We start from the raw sequence: 17,615 nt of genomic DNA, 5'->3' as shown, positions 1-17,615 counted from the left end.
GTATAAAACTAGCCTTCCAAAATTCCATTGACACCTGTCACAATCATATCAATCGCAATTGTACCGATTAATAGTGCTGCGACACGACCAACAATATCGACATAAAGGTCAATATAATTGGAATATTTATGCTGTAAATGATCATGCAGGTATTTCATCAGAATTAGCAAGCTACAGGTCAGAAACAGGGTAAAGAAAATCACCAGAATGGTTTGCATTAAACTGAGCTGAATCCCGGTAATCACGGAAGCCGAAATGGTGCCGGGACCGATCATAAAAGGCATGGCAATCGTACCCGCCAGATGATTCGGCGCACCCCGCATCACCCCAATGGTATCCGCACCTTCAAAGACATAGCGATAACCAATCACCAGAAAAATCAGACCACCAAAAATCTGGAAGGATTCAAAGCGAGCATGTAGCACTTCATTGAAGAAGGCTTCGCCAGTTTTCGCAAAAATGATGAAAACAATAAAGCTGATCAGGCTGCCCTGAATCAATGCCATATTGAAGACCTTTGCTTCGGAATTACGAATAATTCCGAGCATATAGATACTCATCAAAAATGGATTGAGTAACGAAAAAAACAGGGCAAAGGCATTTAAACTTGCTGACATCATTCAATCCTTCCGTAGTTGAGTGATCCTAGATTTCACGATCCGGGAAAAGTGGACGTTTACCCGGACTGATCCGGTTGATGTGCAGATACATCATATGACGTTCATATTTATCCAGAATGTCGTTAATAACTTGTTCCTTGCTGTAACCGACCAGATCATTGCCCTGAGATCCTTCAAACAGGTAACTTTCCAGACGATAGTAATAGCGTTTAGTCCGTTTACCCCGTGAACTAAAGTTCGGTGTGGCATAACGTACTGGCCAGATTTGATAGACAAAGTTTTCTTCTTCATCCAGCTGAATGGTGAGATCCAGATGATACAGTTCAGGTTCTTCCTCAAGCGGTTTTTCCTGAATATTCACTTGAATACCCTTATCGGTTAACTCAGTCGCAACTGCCTCAATGGCCGGCTTGCAGACGTCATCCAGCATGGCGCGAGTCTGTGAAAGGCTTGGATGCAACATCACCCGGCTCAGACGTTTCTTCCAGTTAAAGATGTCAACATTACCGACGACTGGTGCAGCATTCAGACTGGTACTGGCCTGACGGAAATCCTCAAGCCGCAAGGATTTATACAAACCGGCCATCACAAAGAAAATCACGAAACTAAAAGGCAGCCCCATAATAATGGTAGTGTTCTGTAATGCAGTCACGCCATTCGCCATGAGCATTGCCAAAGTCAGCAAACCGATCGCAATCGCCCAGAACACACTGAGCCAGCGCGGTGAATCATGCTCAATATTAGTGAATTTAGTAGTGAAGTTCCCCAATACCAATGCCCCTGAATCCGCTGAAGTCACATAGAACAGCAAACCTGTAATGGTGGCGACACCTGCGAGAAATGTGAAACCTGGATATTGTGCCAGCAGGTCATAAAAACCATGTGCCGGATTTTCTAAAACAGTTGTCGCAAGCTGAGTATTACCATCAAAAATCACGCTGTATAAAGCACTGTTACCGAAAATAGACAACCACGTGAGGGTAAATAACAGAGGAATAACTAAAGTCCCGGTGACAAATTCACGAATGGTACGACCACGGGAAATACGTGCCAGGAACAGACCTACAAACGGCGACCAAGCAATCCACCATGCCCAGAAGAACAGGGTCCAGCTATTCATCCATTCTTTAGGCTGCTCAAAAGGAAAACTGCTTAAAGAGAGTTTCGGGAACTGGCTGAGATAATCACCAAAATTCTGAATTAGAGCCGCTAATAAAAACTCTGTATTTCCCATAAAGAGAATAAAGAGCAGCAACCCGATTGATACATAGATATTAATTTCAGACAGAACCCGAATACCTTTATTGACACCCGCAGTGACGGAAATAATAGTAATAATGACTGCAACACCAATTAATGCAGTTTGAATCCAGATATTTTCCGGCAAGCCAAACAGGACATGCAGACCGTAATTTAGCTGAACCACACCAATACCGCAGGTTGTGGCAATACCGAAAATCGTACCGAGTACCGCAGCAGTATCCACCGTATGGCCGATCGGGCCATTAATTCTTTTTCCAAATATAGGATAAAGCGCAGAGCGAATTGTCAGTGGTAAATTATAGCGATAACTGAAATATCCCAACGCAACCCCAATCAGCGCATACATGCTCCAGCCGGTCAGGCCATAGTGAAACAGGGTCCAGACCATGGACTGGCGTGCAGCTTCAAAGGTTTCAGCTTCACCGACTGGTGGACTCATATAGTGCGACAGGGGTTCAGCGACCGAGAAGAACATCAAGTCAATCCCGATCCCGGCTGAGAACAGCATGGCCGACCAGCTCAGCAGGCTGAATTCGGGTTTAGAATGTTTGGGACCAAGCTTGATTTCGCCATAACGTGAGCAGGCGATAAAGACTATAAAAACCAGATACAGCGTTGCCGCCAGCAGGTAATACCAGCTAAAGGTACTACTGACCCAGTTTAAAATATTAATAATGACTAGATTGGCTTGTTCATTAAATAAAATCGTGATGATAGAAAACAGCAGAATAAGCGTCGCCGAACAATAAAAGACTACCTTATTCAGACTATCTTGCACCTCTTCGTTTTTCTTTTGCATAAATCTCTGACCATCGTTTTTGTTGCCGGATGATCTACAGTGCAGTGTGATTTAAAAGCAAAAGCTGGCCCTAAAGCTTCCTTGTTTTCGTGAATTACAAACTTTTGCAAATCCAAAACAAACTGCGCTGTACATCAAGGGTGAGCTGGCACTATAATTTTTATTAATTGAACGTTCAATTAAAAAAGCGTTTATGAATTGTTACATCATTCAGCTATTTGCTTTAGCAGAATGATTTTTTATTGCTACATCCGTTATTCAGGTTAGTCCTATGCCAAAAGTTGGTATGCAACCGATCCGTCGTCAGCAACTGATCGATGCCACCTTAGCTGCAGTGAATGAGCTAGGTTTTGCAGAAGCTTCAATTAGTCAGATTGCTCAGAGGGCAGGTGTCTCAACCGGCATCATAAGTCATTATTTTCAAGGTAAAAATGGGTTAATTGAAGCCACAATGCGTTACTTATTGCAGCAATTAGGTAAATCTGTTGCTGAAATCAAGTCACAGGTGAATGACGCCCCTGAACAACGCTTACTGGCGATTGTGCGTGGCAATTTTACTGCTCCACAAACGGATAAAGCGGCCATGAAGGTGTGGTTGGCTTTTTGGGCCAGCAGTCTGCACCAGCCTGATTTACATCGTTTACAGCAAATAAACCATTACCGCTTACATTCCAATCTTAAATATGAATTCATGAAAAAGCTGAGTAAGGATCAAGCTGAGAAGGCAGCACAAGGTCTGGCTGCACTCATTGATGGATTCTGGCTAAGAGGTGCTTTAGTAAGTGGCGAAATTGATCCAGAACTGCCGATTGAACTGTGTAGTGAATATATCCGGCAACAACTCAAATAACCAATCTGCGAGGGAATTCCATTGACAACATTCAAACTGCAACGTCCTTATATCCATGGACAATATGTCGATGCAACGTCCAATAGCACGTTTCAAACTATTAACCCTGCAACAGGCGAAGTCCTGGCTGAAGTGCAGGTATGTTCAAAAAATGATATCGATCGTGCGGTTGAATCTGCACAACAAGGGCAAAAAGTCTGGGCAGAAATGACCGCGATTCAACGTTCGCGCATCTTGAACAAGGCAGTCGCCATTTTACGCGAGCGCAACGATGAGCTGGCAAAATTAGAAAGTCTGGACAGCGGTAAAGCCTTTAGTGAAACATCGACTGTTGATATTACGACAGGTGCAGATGTACTCGAATATTATGCGGGGATTCTACCGGTTCTTGAAGGCCAGCAAATCCCGCTGAGAAGCAGTTCCTTTGTCTATACCCGCCGTGAACCTTTGGGTGTCGTCGCTGGAATTGGCGCATGGAATTATCCAATTCAGATCGCTTTATGGAAATCTGCACCGGCACTCGCTGCAGGCAATGCCATGATTTTCAAAGCCAGTGAAGTCACACCTTTAACTGCGTTGAAACTGGCAGAAATTTATACTGAAGCCGGTGTACCGCATGGTGTATTTAATGTGGTGACTGGTAGTGGTGAAATTGGTGGTTATCTGACTTCGCATCCCGATATTGCCAAAGTGTCATTCACTGGTGGCGTTTCTACCGGCAAAAAAGTTATGGCGCAAGCTGCCAATTCTAGTTTGAAAGAAGTCACTATGGAGCTGGGCGGTAAGTCTCCGCTGATTATCTGTGAAGATGCCGATCTGGATCTAGCGGCTGATATTGCCATGATGGCCAACTTCTATAGCTCTGGTCAGGTCTGTACCAACGGTACTCGTGTTTTTGTACCTTTGGCATTGAAAGCAGCATTTGAAGAAAAGATTTTGCAGCGTGTTGAACATATCCGTATGGGTGATCCTCTCGATCCTGAAACCAATTTCGGCCCAGTGTCCAGCTTTGAGCATATGGAAAAAGTGCTGGGCTATATCGAAAAAGGCAAGATAGAAGGGGCGCGCTTATTGTGTGGCGGCGGCCGTGCCGAAGATGAACAGTTTGCCCAAGGGGCTTATGTCCTGCCAACCGTATTTACCGACTGCCGCGATGACATGACCATTGTGCGTGAAGAAATCTTCGGTCCTGTCATGAGTATCCTGAGTTATGACACCGAGCAAGAAGCCATTCGTCGTGCCAATGACACCGATTATGGTCTGGCTGCAGGTGTCGTCACACCAGACTTGGCCCGTGCACACCGAATTATTCATCAGGTCGAAGCAGGTATCTGCTGGATCAATACCTGGGGTGAATCGCCAGCAGAAATGCCGGTCGGTGGTTATAAACATTCCGGTGTCGGACGTGAAAATGGGCTTGTGACCTTACAGCACTACACTCAGACCAAATCGGTTCAGGTCGAACTCAGTCCTTTCCAGTCTGTATTTAGCGCATAAGGGGGATTTGATGAATTACGACTATATTATTATCGGTGCGGGCTCTGCGGGTAATGTTCTGGCAGCGCGTTTAACTGAAGATCCAAATACTAAGGTGCTATTACTTGAGGCAGGTGGCCCGGACTATCGTCTGGATTTTAGAACCCAGATGCCGGCTGCTTTAGCTTATCCTTTACAAGGACGCCGTTATAACTGGGCCTATCTGACCGATCCAGAACCCCACATGAACAATCGCCGTATGGAATGCGGCCGTGGTAAAGGTCTGGGCGGATCTTCACTGATTAATGGCATGTGCTATATCCGTGGTAATGCTATGGATCTGGAACAGTGGGCCAGCCTTAAAGGTCTGGAACACTGGAACTATGCGCAGTGTCTACCCTATTACAAAAAAGCTGAAACCCGCGATATTGGAGGCAATGACTATCATGGCGATTCAGGCCCGGTTTCAGTCGCAACGCCTAAGAATGGTAATAATGAGCTGTTTCATGCCATGGTCGAAGCTGGGGTTCAAGCCGGTTATCCACGTACCGATGACTTGAATGGCTACCAACAGGAAGGCTTCGGGCCAATGGATCGTACTGTGACACCACAAGGTCGTCGCTCCAGTACGGCACGTGGTTATCTGGATATGGCCAAAGGCCGGGATAATCTCACCATTATTACCCATGCCATGACCAACCGAATTCTGTTTAATCGCAATCAGGCGATTGGCGTAGAATATTTTGAAGGTCAAAATACCTTGCAGCCGATTCAGGTCTTTGCGGATCGTGAAGTTCTACTATGTGCAGGTGCAATTGCATCTCCACAAATTCTGCAACGCTCTGGTGTAGGTCCGGCTGAGTTATTAAAAAGTCTGGATATTCCAGTGGTTCAGGATCTGCCGGGTGTGGGTGAAAACCTGCAAGACCATCTGGAAATGTACTTACAATATAAGTGCAAAAAACCGGTCAGCTTATATCCGGCATTGAAATGGTATAACCAGCCCATGATTGGCGCAGAATGGTTATTCCTGGGTAAAGGCATTGGTGCCAGTAACCAGTTTGAAGCGGGTGGCTTTATCCGTTCTTCGGATGAGTTTGAATGGCCAAACATCCAGTATCACTTCCTGCCAGTGGCGATTAACTATAATGGGACCAATGCTATTCATGAACACGGCTTCCAGGCTCATGTCGGTTCCATGCGTTCACCATCTCGTGGTCGGGTTCGCCTAAAATCCAAGGATCCGTTTGAACATCCAAGCATTCTGTTCAACTATATGAGTACCGAACAGGATTGGCGCGAATTCCGTGATGCTATCCGTATTACCCGTGAAATTATGCATCAGCCAGCCCTGGATCCATATCGTGGTGAAGAAATTAGTCCGGGCAAAAATCTGCAAACTGATGCAGAAATTGATGAATTTGTTCGTAATCATGCAGAAACAGCGTATCATCCGTCCTGTAGCTGTAAAATGGGTGAGGATGATATGGCAGTTGTCGATGGTTATGGGCGTGTGCATGAGATGCAAGGTCTGCGTGTCATCGATGCTTCAATTATGCCGCTTATTATTACAGGCAACCTCAATGCAACCACGATCATGATGGCTGAAAAGCTTGCAGATCATATCCGTGGCAAGCAGGCATTACCTGCTTCTACAGCGCCTTTCTACCGGGCCCCACGCGCTTAAGTCATGGCTATATTCCTGTTGTTTGTTGCATCAAGGAATATAGCGGAATTTATTTTTACCCAAAGCTGGATAAAACTGTAGTCGGTTTCAGTGTTATCCATTCTTTGCTTAATATAATTTATATTTTATGAGAATTTTCAAACAAACAGTCCTTTTCGGCTGTGCTGCTGTTTCTAGTGTTTATTGTTTTGCAGATGATGCAGAAGCAAAAAAAATTGAAACCAGTGGAAACATCAGTGTAGTTTCTAAATACATCTCCCGTGGTCTGACCAATGCGCCAGAAAATGATGACGTTGCCTTACAGGCAGCGCTGAATCTGGCTTATGGTAATTTTTATGTCGGTTACTGGGGCTCAACCTTAGGTTATTCCTATCCGGAACTGGAAGGCAAGAAGTCACATCGTCGCGATAAAGTCGAACATGATTTTATCGTGGGCTATACCTATAGCAGTGAAAACTACGACTGGAATTTTTGGGATGCGACCTACTATTATCCGGGTGGCAGCCATACCACTTCAAATGAATTAGGTTTGAATGTAAGTCGTGCACTGAATGACAAGACCAGCGTCACAGCGGGTGTATCGACCTATTTATATGATGTCGCCTATGCCAATCAAGGTGATACTTTTTATACCTTGGATTTAACCCATCAGATTAATGATAAGCTGGGTGCGCATGTCGGTGCAGCAGGTGGTTATTTTAATGATGAAGGCAAATATGAAGGTAATGAGCTAGGTAATACCACAAAACAGCATGCTTTCCGTTATGCAACTGCCGGATTGAGTTATGAAGTTGCGCCGAAATTGACCTTGTCTGGTGATTATATCTTCGGTGGTTACGACCGTTTTGGTGATAAACAGCGCGATCTCGCTGTGTTTGGTATTGGCTATGACTTTTAAGTTAGATCTTGATCTGATTTAAAAGACGCATTTCGCAGTCCATAAAATCCAGTCGGGAACAGCAAGTATTAATAAAAACAGTCTGTTCCCGGCTTAAAGCCAGATTTTCTGAATATTTAATTAACAGATATTTTGATAAATCTGCAGGAAATTCGAGCAAACATTATCAATTTCATAAAATGATTCTATAATAGCGCCCATTCTTACTCGAGCTTATCCTGAAACTAACTGGTTGAAGGTTTAACCCGGGTTATTTTTATTTTTGAGTCAAATTCTCCTCCGTGATTCGGCTTGTATATTCAGATTTAGCATCTTATCTGTCCATGGTGGCACATAAGAATATTTAGGTATCCACATGGAAATTAAGGTCAATTATCTCGATAATCTTCGTCAGGAAGCCAAGTTCGATGACTTCACGGTAATCGCCGATCAGCCGATTCGCTATAAAGGTGATGGTTCTGCGCCAGGTCCATTTGATTATTTTCTGGCATCTTCTGCGTTGTGTGCAGCTTATTTTGTTAAAGTTTATTGTGCAGCGCGTGACATTCCAACCGACAATATCCGTCTGTCTCAAAACAATATCGTCGATCCTGAAAACCGCTACAAACAGATTTTTAAAATTCAGGTCGAGCTACCGGCTGATATCTCTGAAAAAGACCGTCAGGGGATTTTGCGTTCGATCGACCGTTGTACCGTCAAAAAAGTCATTCAAACCGGTCCTGAATTTGTTATTGAAGAAGTTGAAAGCATTGATGCCGATGCGCAGGCTTTGTTGATGCCAAATCTGGCTTCAGACAGCCAGACCTGTATTCCGGGTAAAGACTTACCACTCGAAGAAACTATTGCCAATATGTCTGCGATTCTGGCAGGCCTCGGCATGAAAATTGAAATTGCGTCTTGGCGTAACATTGTACCGAATGTCTGGTCACTGCATATTCGTGATGCTCAGTCACCGATGTGCTTTACCAATGGTAAAGGTTCAACCAAGGAAAGTGCGCTGGCATCTGCACTGGGTGAATTCATCGAGCGTCTGAACTGTAACTTCTTCTATAACGATCAGTTCTGGGGTGAAGATATTGCCAATGCAGAATTTGTGCATTATCCGGATGAAAAATGGTTCCAGCCAGGTCCAAATGGTGAATTGCCAGAAGAAGTTTTAGACGAACATACCCGTGAAATTTATGATCCTGAAGATGAATTACTAGGCACTCATCTTTATGATACTAACTCAGGTAATAAAGCACGCGGTATCTGTTCATTGCCATTTGTACGTCAGTCTGATGGTGAAACTGTATATTTCCCATCGAATCTGATTGAAAATCTATACCTCAGTAATGGTATGAGCGCGGGCAATACTTTGGCTGAAGCTCAAGTGCAATGTCTGTCTGAAATTTTCGAACGTGCGGTTAAGCGTGAAATTCTGGAAGGTGAACTGGCACTGCCGGATGTACCTGAACACGTACTGGCAAAATATCCGAAAATTGTTGAAGGCATTAAAGGCTTAGAAGAGCAAGGCTTTCCAGTACTGGTCAAAGATGCTTCTTTAGGCGGTCAGTTCCCGGTGATGTGCGTGACCTTGATGAACCCGCGTACGGGTGGTGTCTTTGCCTCATTCGGTGCACATCCAAACTTTGAAGTGGCTTTAGAGCGCAGTCTGACTGAACTGTTACAAGGCCGTAGTTTTGAAGGCCTGAATGATCTGCCAAAACCCACCTTTAGCTCAAATGCAGTCACTGAACCGAATAACTTTGTTGAGCACTTTATTGACTCAAGTGGTGTGGTGTCTTGGCGTTTCTTCAGTGCAAAATCTGATTATGATTTTGTCGAGTGGGATTTTACCAATAATGGCCAAAACTCAAATGCCGATGAAGCGCAGGAATTGTTTACCATTCTGGAAGAGATGGGCCACGAAGTTTATATGGCGGTCTATCAGCATTTAGGTGCAACCGCTTGTCGTATTCTAGTTCCAGGTTATTCTGAGATTTATCTGATGGAAGATCTGGTTTGGGACAATACCAACAAGGCGTTGTTATATCGTGAAGATATCCTGAACCTGCATCGTCTGGATGATGAACAGCTGGAAGCTCTGGTTGAACGTCTGGAAGAAGCAGATGAAGATGATTACACCGAGATCCGTACCCTGATCGGGATTGAATTTGACGAAAATACCGAATGGGGTCAGTTAACCATTCTGGAACTAAAACTGCTGATCTATCTGGCGTTACAGCAATTTGAAGAAGCTAAAGATCTGGTTGAGCAGTTCCTGCAATACAATACCAACACGGTTGAACGTGGCCTGTTCTATCAGTGCATGAATGTAGTGCTTGAAGTCATTCTGGATGATGAAATGGAACTGGAAGACTATGAACACAACTTCCGTCGTATGTTTGGCGATGCCCGTATGGATGCAGTCCTAGGTTCAGTAGAAGGCACAGTACGTTTCTACGGTTTAGCTGAAACCAATATGCAGCTTGAAGGTCTGGATCGTCATCTACGTTTAATTGATAGTTACAAGAAACTCCATGCAGCGCGTGTCAAGTTTGTAGCAGCGTAGTAAGTGAAGATGATTAGCTGACTTTGCTAGTCTTTAAATCTTTAAAAAAATAGCCCATCTTAGAATGGGCTATTTTTCTATTGCTCTAAAATTTTAGAAGTAATTTAAAAAAGAAAAAATAAAGGGCGATCATTGCCGCCCATTTAAATCTTAAATAACAGCTTAAATATTATTTAAAGTCAGGGAAATGTTATTAACCATATGAATCAGACGAGGACCGATTTCATTTTCCAGTTTTTCCTGATTGAGCAGGTAAGTTGGCGCGCCGCAGTTAAAGGTCAAAATACCATGTTTAGGATGAATCAATGGCACAGCGACAGAGTTTACATCTTTGGCCCAATCACCGAGAGATAAGCAATAGCCATAATCCTGATAATCACGGATGGCACGTTCTAAATTACGCTTTATGGTTGGCCATTGATCTTCATTTCTTTTCTTGATCGCATCAAACAGATACTCACGTTCTTTAACTTCCATCGCAGCCAGGCAGGCACGACCCATCGCACTACTATGAATAGGCAGGGTAGAGCCAACTGGACGACGCATGGTCAAAGTAGACTCTGTGTGAACGACTTCCAAATAAATCATGCTCAGACGATCACGTGTTGCCATGGCGACAGGCGCTTGCGCATAACGTGACATTTCTTCCATAAATGGATAAGCCTGTGTACGTGCCGAAATATTGCTGAGCGCCGCATAACCCAGAGCCAATACACCAACGTCCAACAGGTATTTGGTCGTATTCGGTAACTGTTTTAGATAACCTAAAGAAACCAACGTGCTGGTGATCCGGGCAACAGTCGGTTTTGGCAGATTAGTGAGTTGTGCAATTTCCTGATTGCCCAGTAATTGATTCGTTGCGGAAAAACATCTGAGGATTTCTAAACCACGTGCAATAGACGCGATAAATTGCGGGTTATTTTCTCTATGAATATGTGAAATCGGATCTAAACGGATCTCATCAAAATTAGGTATTTCGCCAGTTTTATTTTTTGTCATGGTCAGAGCAATTAAAGGTAAATTAATAAATATGATAGCAATTAAATTTCACGATACAAAATAAAACACTTCTATTAATGATAAAAATAAATAAAAAAGTGCTCATTTTATCTGTATTTAAGTCAATTAGCGCTATTCAGCTAAAAACGATGCAGAATTTACAGGTTTTTGAGACCTGTAATGATCTTTAAGTATCTTTAGAAAATTTAAAGTTCGCCAGATAAAATTTCAGGAAAATGGAGCCAATCAAAACGAGAATCATCAGCACGATTTAATTGAAACATTCTTATCTCGCTGCGCTTTTATAGAATCAATTATGATCTGATTCAGATCATCTAACTCTTTTCTAAATCTACTAACAATCTAAAAATTTCGCATTGTGAAATAAAATTCTAACTATAATTTTTAATTAAAGCTAGAAAAATTTGCTTTTTTGCTTAAAAAATAAAATTTTTAATAATTTTTCTTGCTCAAAATGAATTTTTATGATTATTTATTTCGTATTACGAAACTAAAATTAAAGGGTAAAGGAATTTACCCAGATGAACTAAATAACATGGAGATCCCTATGATTCGCGATCCGGAAATGCTTGAGCAACTTCTTTCGACTATTCGTAACTTTGTCAAAAATGAACTAGTCCCTTTAGAACATGAAGTTGAAGAAAGCAACGCGATTCCTGAGCGTATTGTCGAGCAGATGAAAGAATTGGGTCTGTTTGGCCTAACCATTCCAGAGGAATACGGCGGTTTAGGTATCACCATGGAAGAGGAAATTCTGGTCGCAATGGAATTAGGCCGTACATCGGCTGCATTCCGTTCTTTGATCGGGACCAATAACGGGATCGGTTCAAGCGGGATCGTGATTGACGGTACAGAAGAGCAAAAACAGAAATACCTGCCACGTTATGCGACTGGTGAAATCATTGGTTCATTCTGTTTAACTGAGCCAGATTCAGGTTCAGATGCAGCATCTTTAAAAACCAGCGCGGTTAAAGATGGCGATTACTATATTTTAAACGGTACCAAACGTTTTATTACCAATGCACCGCGTGCAACAACATTTACGGTGATGGCGCGTACCAATCCTGATATCAAAGGTGCAAGCGGCATTTCTGCATTCCTGGTAGAAGCGAATACACCGGGCCTAAGTCTGGGCAAAATTGATAAAAAAATGGGTCAACACGGTTCATACACTTGTGACGTGATTTTTGACAACTGTAAAGTTCATAAAGATCAGTTGATCGGTGGTGTTGAAGGCATTGGCTTTAAAACTGCAATGCGTGTCCTGGATAAAGGCCGTCTGCACATTGCTGGCTATAGCGTAGGTATGGCAGAGCGTATGCTGGAAGATGCTTTAAATTATGCAGTGGAACGTAAGCAGTTCGGTCAACCGATTGCGAATTTCCAGCTCATCCAAGGCATGCTGGCAGACTCTAAAGCTGAGATTTATGCGGCGAAATGTATGGTTCTAGATGCTGCTCGTCTGCGTGACGAAGGCAAGAATGTAACCACTGAATCTTCATGCGCGAAAATGTTTGCGACTGAAATGTGTGGCCGTGTAGCGGATCGCTGTCTGCAAATTCATGGTGGCGCGGGCTATATCAGTGAATATTCAATTGAACGTTTCTATCGTGATGTGCGTTTGTTCCGTCTGTATGAAGGTACTACTCAAATCCAGCAAATCATCATCGCACGTGAAATGATTAAACAAGCGACTGCTTAAGCAGCAGATTTTTAGAATATTGGAAATATTAAAATGAGCACAAGAATTAGATTTGACTGGCAAGATCCATTTTTACTGGAACAGCAACTGACTGAAGAAGAGCGCATGATCCGTGACAGCGCACATGCATACTGTCAGGACAAGCTGATGCCACGTGTACTAGAACAGTTCCGTCATGAAAAAACTGATCCAACCATTTTCCGTGAAATGGGTGAACTCGGTCTGTTGGGTCCAACCATTCCTGAGCAATACGGCGGTGCCGGCTTAAATTATGTCAGCTATGGTCTGATTGCCCGTGAAGTAGAACGTGTGGATTCAGGTTACCGTTCTATGGCCAGTGTGCAAAGTTCTCTGGTGATGGTGCCAATCAATGAATTTGGTTCTGAAGAACAGAAACAGAAATATTTGCCGAAATTGGCGACCGGTGAATATATCGGTTGTTTCGGTCTGACTGAACCAGATCATGGTTCTGATCCGGGCAGCATGATTACTCGTGCCAAAAAAGTCGATGGTGGTTACCGTCTGACGGGCGCGAAAATGTGGATTACCAACAGTCCGATTGCTGATGTCTTTGTGGTTTGGGCAAAAGAAGTGTCTCCTGAAGGCAATGTCGGTGATATTCGTGGCTTTATTCTAGAAAAAGGCTGGGAAGGGCTTTCTGCACCAGCGATTCACGGTAAGGTTGGCCTGCGTGCTTCGATTACCGGTGAAATCGTGATGGACAATGTTTTTGTTCCAGAAGAAAACGCGTTCCCGGAAATTCGTGGTCTAAAAGGTCCATTTACCTGTCTGAACAGTGCGCGTTATGGCATTGCCTGGGGTGCGATGGGTGCAGCTGAATTCTGCTGGCATACAGCGCATCAATACACCATGGACCGTAAACAGTTCGGTCGTCCATTGGCTGCGAATCAGCTGATCCAGAAAAAACTGGCAGACATGCAAACTGAAATTGCGTTGGGTCTGCAAGTAGCATTACGTTTTGGCCGTATGAAAGACGAAGGCATTGCTTCAGTAGAAGGTACTTCACTGATCAAGCGTAATAACTGTGGTAAAGCCTTAGATATTGCCCGTTTAGCGCGAGACATGATGGGCGGTAACGGCATTTCTGATGAATTCGGTGTGGCACGTCATCTGGTGAACCTGGAAGTGGTCAACACTTATGAAGGTACCCATGATGTACACGCCTTAATTCTAGGACGTGCTCAAACAGGTATTGCTGCATTTTCCAACTAAATGCAGATCAACTTCTAGCCAGCATTGCTGGCTAGTTTGTTTTGGCTGACTTTAATTAAAGTCAGCCAATCCAGTTCTGGGATAGATTTTAAAAATCTAGTCAGATTCAGAATTAAAGATCAATTCAACATTCTATGTTTCATTTAATTAATTAGGTGAAACATAAACTTCTAAAGGGCACAGGAGTGCCAGCAAAGTGTAAAGGACATTATGAATACGCTTAATTCACAACAAAACCTTCTACCAGAAGAAAATATGCCTAAGAAAAAGGTCTGGATTCTGGCTTTTATCTTTTCATTTTTAGCATTATTGGTAGATGGTGCAGATCTTGCACTATTAGCCTACAGTCTAACCAGCCTCAAACAAGAATTTTCTTTAAGTAGTATTCAGGCAAGTGCACTCGGTAGCTGGACACTTGCTGGTATGGCCATTGGTGGCTTTTTTGGTGGCTGGGCTTGTGACCGCTTTGGACGAGTTCGGGTGATTGTGATTGCGATCGCTTTATTCTCTTCATTAACCTTCTGGCTAGGCTTTACTCAAAGCTATGAAGAATTTAAGTGGTTGCGATTCTTGTCAGCAATTGGCTTGGGTGCCCTCTATATTGCCTGTAATACTCTAATGGCAGAATATGTGCCAACAAAATATCGTTCTACAGTACTTGCTGCCTTAATGACAGGTTGGACACTTGGTTCAGTCGTTGCCACTGTACTTGCAGGATGGCTGCTTCCAGAGCTAGGCTGGCGTTATCTTTACTATATTGCCATTGTTCCGATTGTTCTTGCGATTGGCATGTTCTTCCTGGTACCAGAACCACAAGCCTGGTTAAAGGCACGTCAAGAAAGATTGGCAGCCAAAGCCAGCGGCATAGTGCAGGAAAAGCCGAAGAATACCTTCAAAATGATCTTTGCCGATGCTTTAAGCCGTCGCATGTTCATCCTCTGGTCGTTCAGCACCGCATTCTTACAGTTTGGTTATTACGGCGTAAGTAACTGGTTACCGGCTTATCTGGAATCAGACTTAGGTATTAAATTTAAAGAAATGACCACCTATATGATTGGGACCTTCCTGATCATGATGTGTACCAAAGTGATCGCAGGCATTATTGCGGATAAAATTGGTCGTCGTGCAGTATTTGCTTTCGGTACCATGGGCACCGCAATCTTTATTCCTATCATTGTCTTTGGTAACACACCGGACAATATCTTATGGCTAATGCTGTTTTTCGGATTCCTTTACGGTATTCCATATGGCATTAATGCGACTTATATGACTGAAAGTTTCTCTACCAAAGTCCGTGGTACAGCAACAGGTGGCGCTTATAACATTGGCCGTCTAGGCGCAGTATTGGCACCTTTAACCATCGGTTATTTTGCGCAAGGTGGCTCAATTGGTACAGGTCTACTCATCATGAGTGTGGCTTATTTTATTTGTGGCCTGATCCCGGCGATTTTCATTAAAAACCGTTTATTTGACCCACAAAAAGCTGACTAATTAATTGATCAAACATTTATAAAGACAGGAAGATGCTAGGAAGCAATTAAATGAATAAAATCACACAGGATATCGAAACCATACTCAAGCAGATTCCAGATGGTGCGCATATTATGACCAGTGGCTTCGGTCTGGCAGGACAGCCAATCGAACTGATTGAAGCCCTGATTGATATTGGTCCTAAAGATTTGACCATCATCAACAACAATGCTGCTTCTGGTGACCGTGGCCTAACCAACCTGTTATTGTCAGGACTGGTGAAAAAAATGATCTGTTCATTTCCTCGTGCCAATAACTCAAAGGTGTTTGAAGAGCTGTATAAAGCTGGAAAAGTAGAGTTAGAACTGGTGCCACAAGGCAACTTGGCTTGCCGTATTCAGGCAGCGGGTGCAGGCTTGGGCGCTATTTTTACACCCACAGGTTACGGCACCAAGATTGCTGAAGGCAAAGAAACCCGTCATATCAATGGCAAGGACTATGTGTTGGAATATCCAATTCATGCAGACTATGCCTTGGTTTATGGCAATCAGGCTGATCAATGGGGCAATTTAACCTACCGTAAAGCAGCCCGAAACTTTGGCCCGTTAATGGCAAAAGCAGCCAGAACAACAATTGCCCAAGTGCATGAAATTGTAGAGCTAGGCGAGCTTGATCCAGAGATTATCGTAACGCCGGGTATTTTTGTGCAGCATGTGGTGAAGGTAGGAGATATCAAATAATGACAATTCAAAAACGTACACGCGAACAGATTGTAGAAAAAGTTGCACAGGATATTCCGACCGGTTCTTATGTGAATTTAGGCATTGGCTTACCAACACGCGTTGCCGGTTATTTAAAGCCTGAACAGGATATTATCCTGCATTCCGAAAATGGCGTTCTGGGTTTTACCGCTTTAACTGATCCTGATCAAGCTGATGATGATCTGATTAATGCCGGTAAAGAACTAGTCAGCATGCTGGATGGCGGCAGTTTTATGAACTCTGCAGATTCCTTCGATATTATGCGTGGCGGCCATTTAGATTTCTGTATTATGGGCGCCTTTCAGGTTGCTGTGAACGGTGATCTCGCTAACTGGCATACCGGTGCACTGGATGCGGTTCCAGCGGTGGGTGGGGCGATGGATCTGGCGGTTGGTGCTCGTTGTGTCTATGTTTGCATGGAACATGTCACTAAAAATGGCGAACCACGGATTGTGGAAGAGCTGACTTATCCGATTACCGGTAAAAACTGCGTTGACCGCATTTATACCGATTTGTGTATTATTGAACTCAAAGATAATCAGGCTTGGGTGCTAGAAATGGTCGATGGCTTGAGTTTTGAGGAACTTCAGCAACAGACAGGTTGCAAGTTGCTCGATGGCCGTGCAGCTGCACAGTTAAAAGCATCCGTATAATAAGCTAAATCATTTAAATATGGTTAAAAATCGCAGCTTAGGCTGCGATTTTTTTTACGCTGTATTTTTATGCGTTTAGTTACGTATTCTAAAAGTGGACATTTCTATTTTTAGATTGCAACTAAATTTTGCATAATCGCCATTATGTTAAATGAGCTAGAAATTTTTAGGCAAAGCTTATTACAAAATCAATAATTAATAAGATACATCCAATTTTCCCTAGTGTATGAGCAAAGATCCCAACTGGTGAGAGAGATAGAGATTTATCTTTGGAAAAGAAATTTCTTAACGTTACTTCAGCTGTGAGTTGTTCATAAGTCATTAGAACGCCCATTTCAATACATACTAGAAATAACCCGATATTTCCTAAATATGCACTAATTTCTGTTTTACCATCTACAATATCCGAATAAATTTGGAATAAAGAGAATGCTGCAAATCCAAAACAGAAATACTTGAAATATGATTGCATCTTCATTCGGTTTTATTCAAAAGATTAAGTGTAAGCGTCCGCTGAACCCCATGCCTATTTTTTAATTCGGTTCAGGTTTCCAGCGGTGTGGTAGCAATTCTTCAATCTGAGTCACTTTATGTGTCGGCAACCTTTTCAGCACATCACTTAAATAGGC

The 17,615-nt window shown here is 43.2% G+C and carries 15 protein-coding genes; 10 read left to right on the top strand and 5 right to left on the bottom strand.

Translation table 11 applies throughout. The features are described 5' to 3' along the window. Nucleotides 1-8: 8 nt before the first annotated feature. Both FTV18_RS07670 and FTV18_RS07665 read right to left on the bottom strand, forming a co-directional pair. Nucleotides 9-617: a MarC family protein gene (locus FTV18_RS07670; protein ID WP_180017325.1), complete on the bottom strand. Its 609-nt coding sequence runs from the start codon at nucleotides 615-617 to the stop codon at nucleotides 9-11. Nucleotides 618-645: 28 nt separating this feature from the next. Continuing rightward, the gene (locus FTV18_RS07665; RefSeq protein ID WP_159122945.1) at nucleotides 646-2,682 is read right to left on the bottom strand and encodes a choline transporter; all 2,037 of its coding nucleotides are present in this window, start codon (nucleotides 2,680-2,682) and stop codon (nucleotides 646-648) included. Between the two features lie 271 nt (nucleotides 2,683-2,953). Here FTV18_RS07665 and betI point away from each other — a divergent pair, with 271 nt between their 5' ends. The 5 genes from betI to FTV18_RS07640 all read left to right on the top strand — a co-directional run bounded on the left by betI (nucleotide 2,954) and on the right by FTV18_RS07640 (nucleotide 10,147). Further along, nucleotides 2,954-3,532: a transcriptional regulator BetI gene (gene betI, locus FTV18_RS07660; RefSeq protein WP_005235723.1), complete on the top strand. Its 579-nt coding sequence runs from the start codon at nucleotides 2,954-2,956 to the stop codon at nucleotides 3,530-3,532. A 21-nt stretch (nucleotides 3,533-3,553) separates the two neighbouring features. After that, nucleotides 3,554-5,029 carry a betaine-aldehyde dehydrogenase gene (gene betB, locus FTV18_RS07655; protein WP_179992564.1) on the top strand — a complete coding sequence of 492 codons (1,476 nt, stop codon included), beginning with the start codon at nucleotides 3,554-3,556 and terminating at the stop codon, nucleotides 5,027-5,029. 10 nt (nucleotides 5,030-5,039) lie between these two features. Next, nucleotides 5,040-6,695, top strand: a complete 1,656-nt coding sequence (gene betA, locus FTV18_RS07650; protein WP_180017323.1) for a choline dehydrogenase — start codon at nucleotides 5,040-5,042, stop codon at nucleotides 6,693-6,695. A 127-nt stretch (nucleotides 6,696-6,822) separates the two neighbouring features. Beyond that, nucleotides 6,823-7,593: a hypothetical protein gene (locus FTV18_RS07645; protein WP_180017321.1), complete on the top strand. Its 771-nt coding sequence runs from the start codon at nucleotides 6,823-6,825 to the stop codon at nucleotides 7,591-7,593. A 355-nt stretch (nucleotides 7,594-7,948) separates the two neighbouring features. After that, entirely contained in the window at nucleotides 7,949-10,147 is a 2,199-nt protein-coding gene (locus tag FTV18_RS07640; RefSeq protein ID WP_180017319.1) for an OsmC domain/YcaO domain-containing protein, read from the top strand. A gap of 162 nt (nucleotides 10,148-10,309) precedes the next feature. Here the strand turns inward: FTV18_RS07640 and FTV18_RS07635 are convergent, their stop codons facing one another. Next, complete coding sequence (locus FTV18_RS07635) at nucleotides 10,310-11,146, bottom strand: IclR family transcriptional regulator (RefSeq protein ID WP_004785687.1); 837 nt, start codon at nucleotides 11,144-11,146, stop codon at nucleotides 10,310-10,312. Nucleotides 11,147-11,714: 568 nt separating this feature from the next. Between FTV18_RS07635 and FTV18_RS07630 the strand changes: the two genes are divergently transcribed. From FTV18_RS07630 to FTV18_RS07610, 5 genes are all read left to right on the top strand, one after another. Further along, on the top strand, nucleotides 11,715-12,869 hold the full coding sequence (locus FTV18_RS07630; RefSeq protein ID WP_034171043.1) for an acyl-CoA dehydrogenase family protein: 1,155 nt from the start codon (nucleotides 11,715-11,717) through the stop codon (nucleotides 12,867-12,869). Between the two features lie 33 nt (nucleotides 12,870-12,902). After that, complete coding sequence (locus tag FTV18_RS07625) at nucleotides 12,903-14,102, top strand: acyl-CoA dehydrogenase (protein WP_005235711.1); 1,200 nt, start codon at nucleotides 12,903-12,905, stop codon at nucleotides 14,100-14,102. A 210-nt stretch (nucleotides 14,103-14,312) separates the two neighbouring features. Beyond that, the gene (locus FTV18_RS07620; RefSeq protein ID WP_180017317.1) at nucleotides 14,313-15,593 is read left to right on the top strand and encodes an MFS transporter; all 1,281 of its coding nucleotides are present in this window, start codon (nucleotides 14,313-14,315) and stop codon (nucleotides 15,591-15,593) included. Between the two features lie 50 nt (nucleotides 15,594-15,643). Beyond that, the gene (locus FTV18_RS07615; RefSeq protein WP_179992559.1) at nucleotides 15,644-16,312 is read left to right on the top strand and encodes a 3-oxoacid CoA-transferase subunit A; all 669 of its coding nucleotides are present in this window, start codon (nucleotides 15,644-15,646) and stop codon (nucleotides 16,310-16,312) included. Next, complete coding sequence (locus tag FTV18_RS07610; RefSeq protein WP_179992558.1) at nucleotides 16,312-16,986, top strand: 3-oxoacid CoA-transferase subunit B; 675 nt, start codon at nucleotides 16,312-16,314, stop codon at nucleotides 16,984-16,986. Before FTV18_RS07615 ends, FTV18_RS07610 begins: the two co-directional genes overlap by 1 nt. 166 nt (nucleotides 16,987-17,152) lie before the next feature. Here the strand turns inward: FTV18_RS07610 and FTV18_RS07605 are convergent, their stop codons facing one another. Both FTV18_RS07605 and FTV18_RS07600 read right to left on the bottom strand, forming a co-directional pair. After that, nucleotides 17,153-17,464, bottom strand: coding sequence for a hypothetical protein (locus tag FTV18_RS07605; RefSeq protein WP_159123600.1), 312 nt, complete (start codon nucleotides 17,462-17,464; stop codon nucleotides 17,153-17,155). 55 nt (nucleotides 17,465-17,519) lie between these two features. Beyond that, nucleotides 17,520-17,615 (bottom strand): transposase domain-containing protein (locus FTV18_RS07600; protein ID WP_075175639.1); only part of this gene is annotated, 96 nt, incomplete at its 5' end.

The sequence above is a fragment of the Acinetobacter sp. YH12241 genome (genome assembly GCF_013417535.1).
Classification (GTDB): domain Bacteria; phylum Pseudomonadota; class Gammaproteobacteria; order Pseudomonadales; family Moraxellaceae; genus Acinetobacter.
The sequence above is the reverse complement of the archived record's forward strand: the minus strand, read 5'-3'. Positions and strand labels throughout refer to the sequence as shown.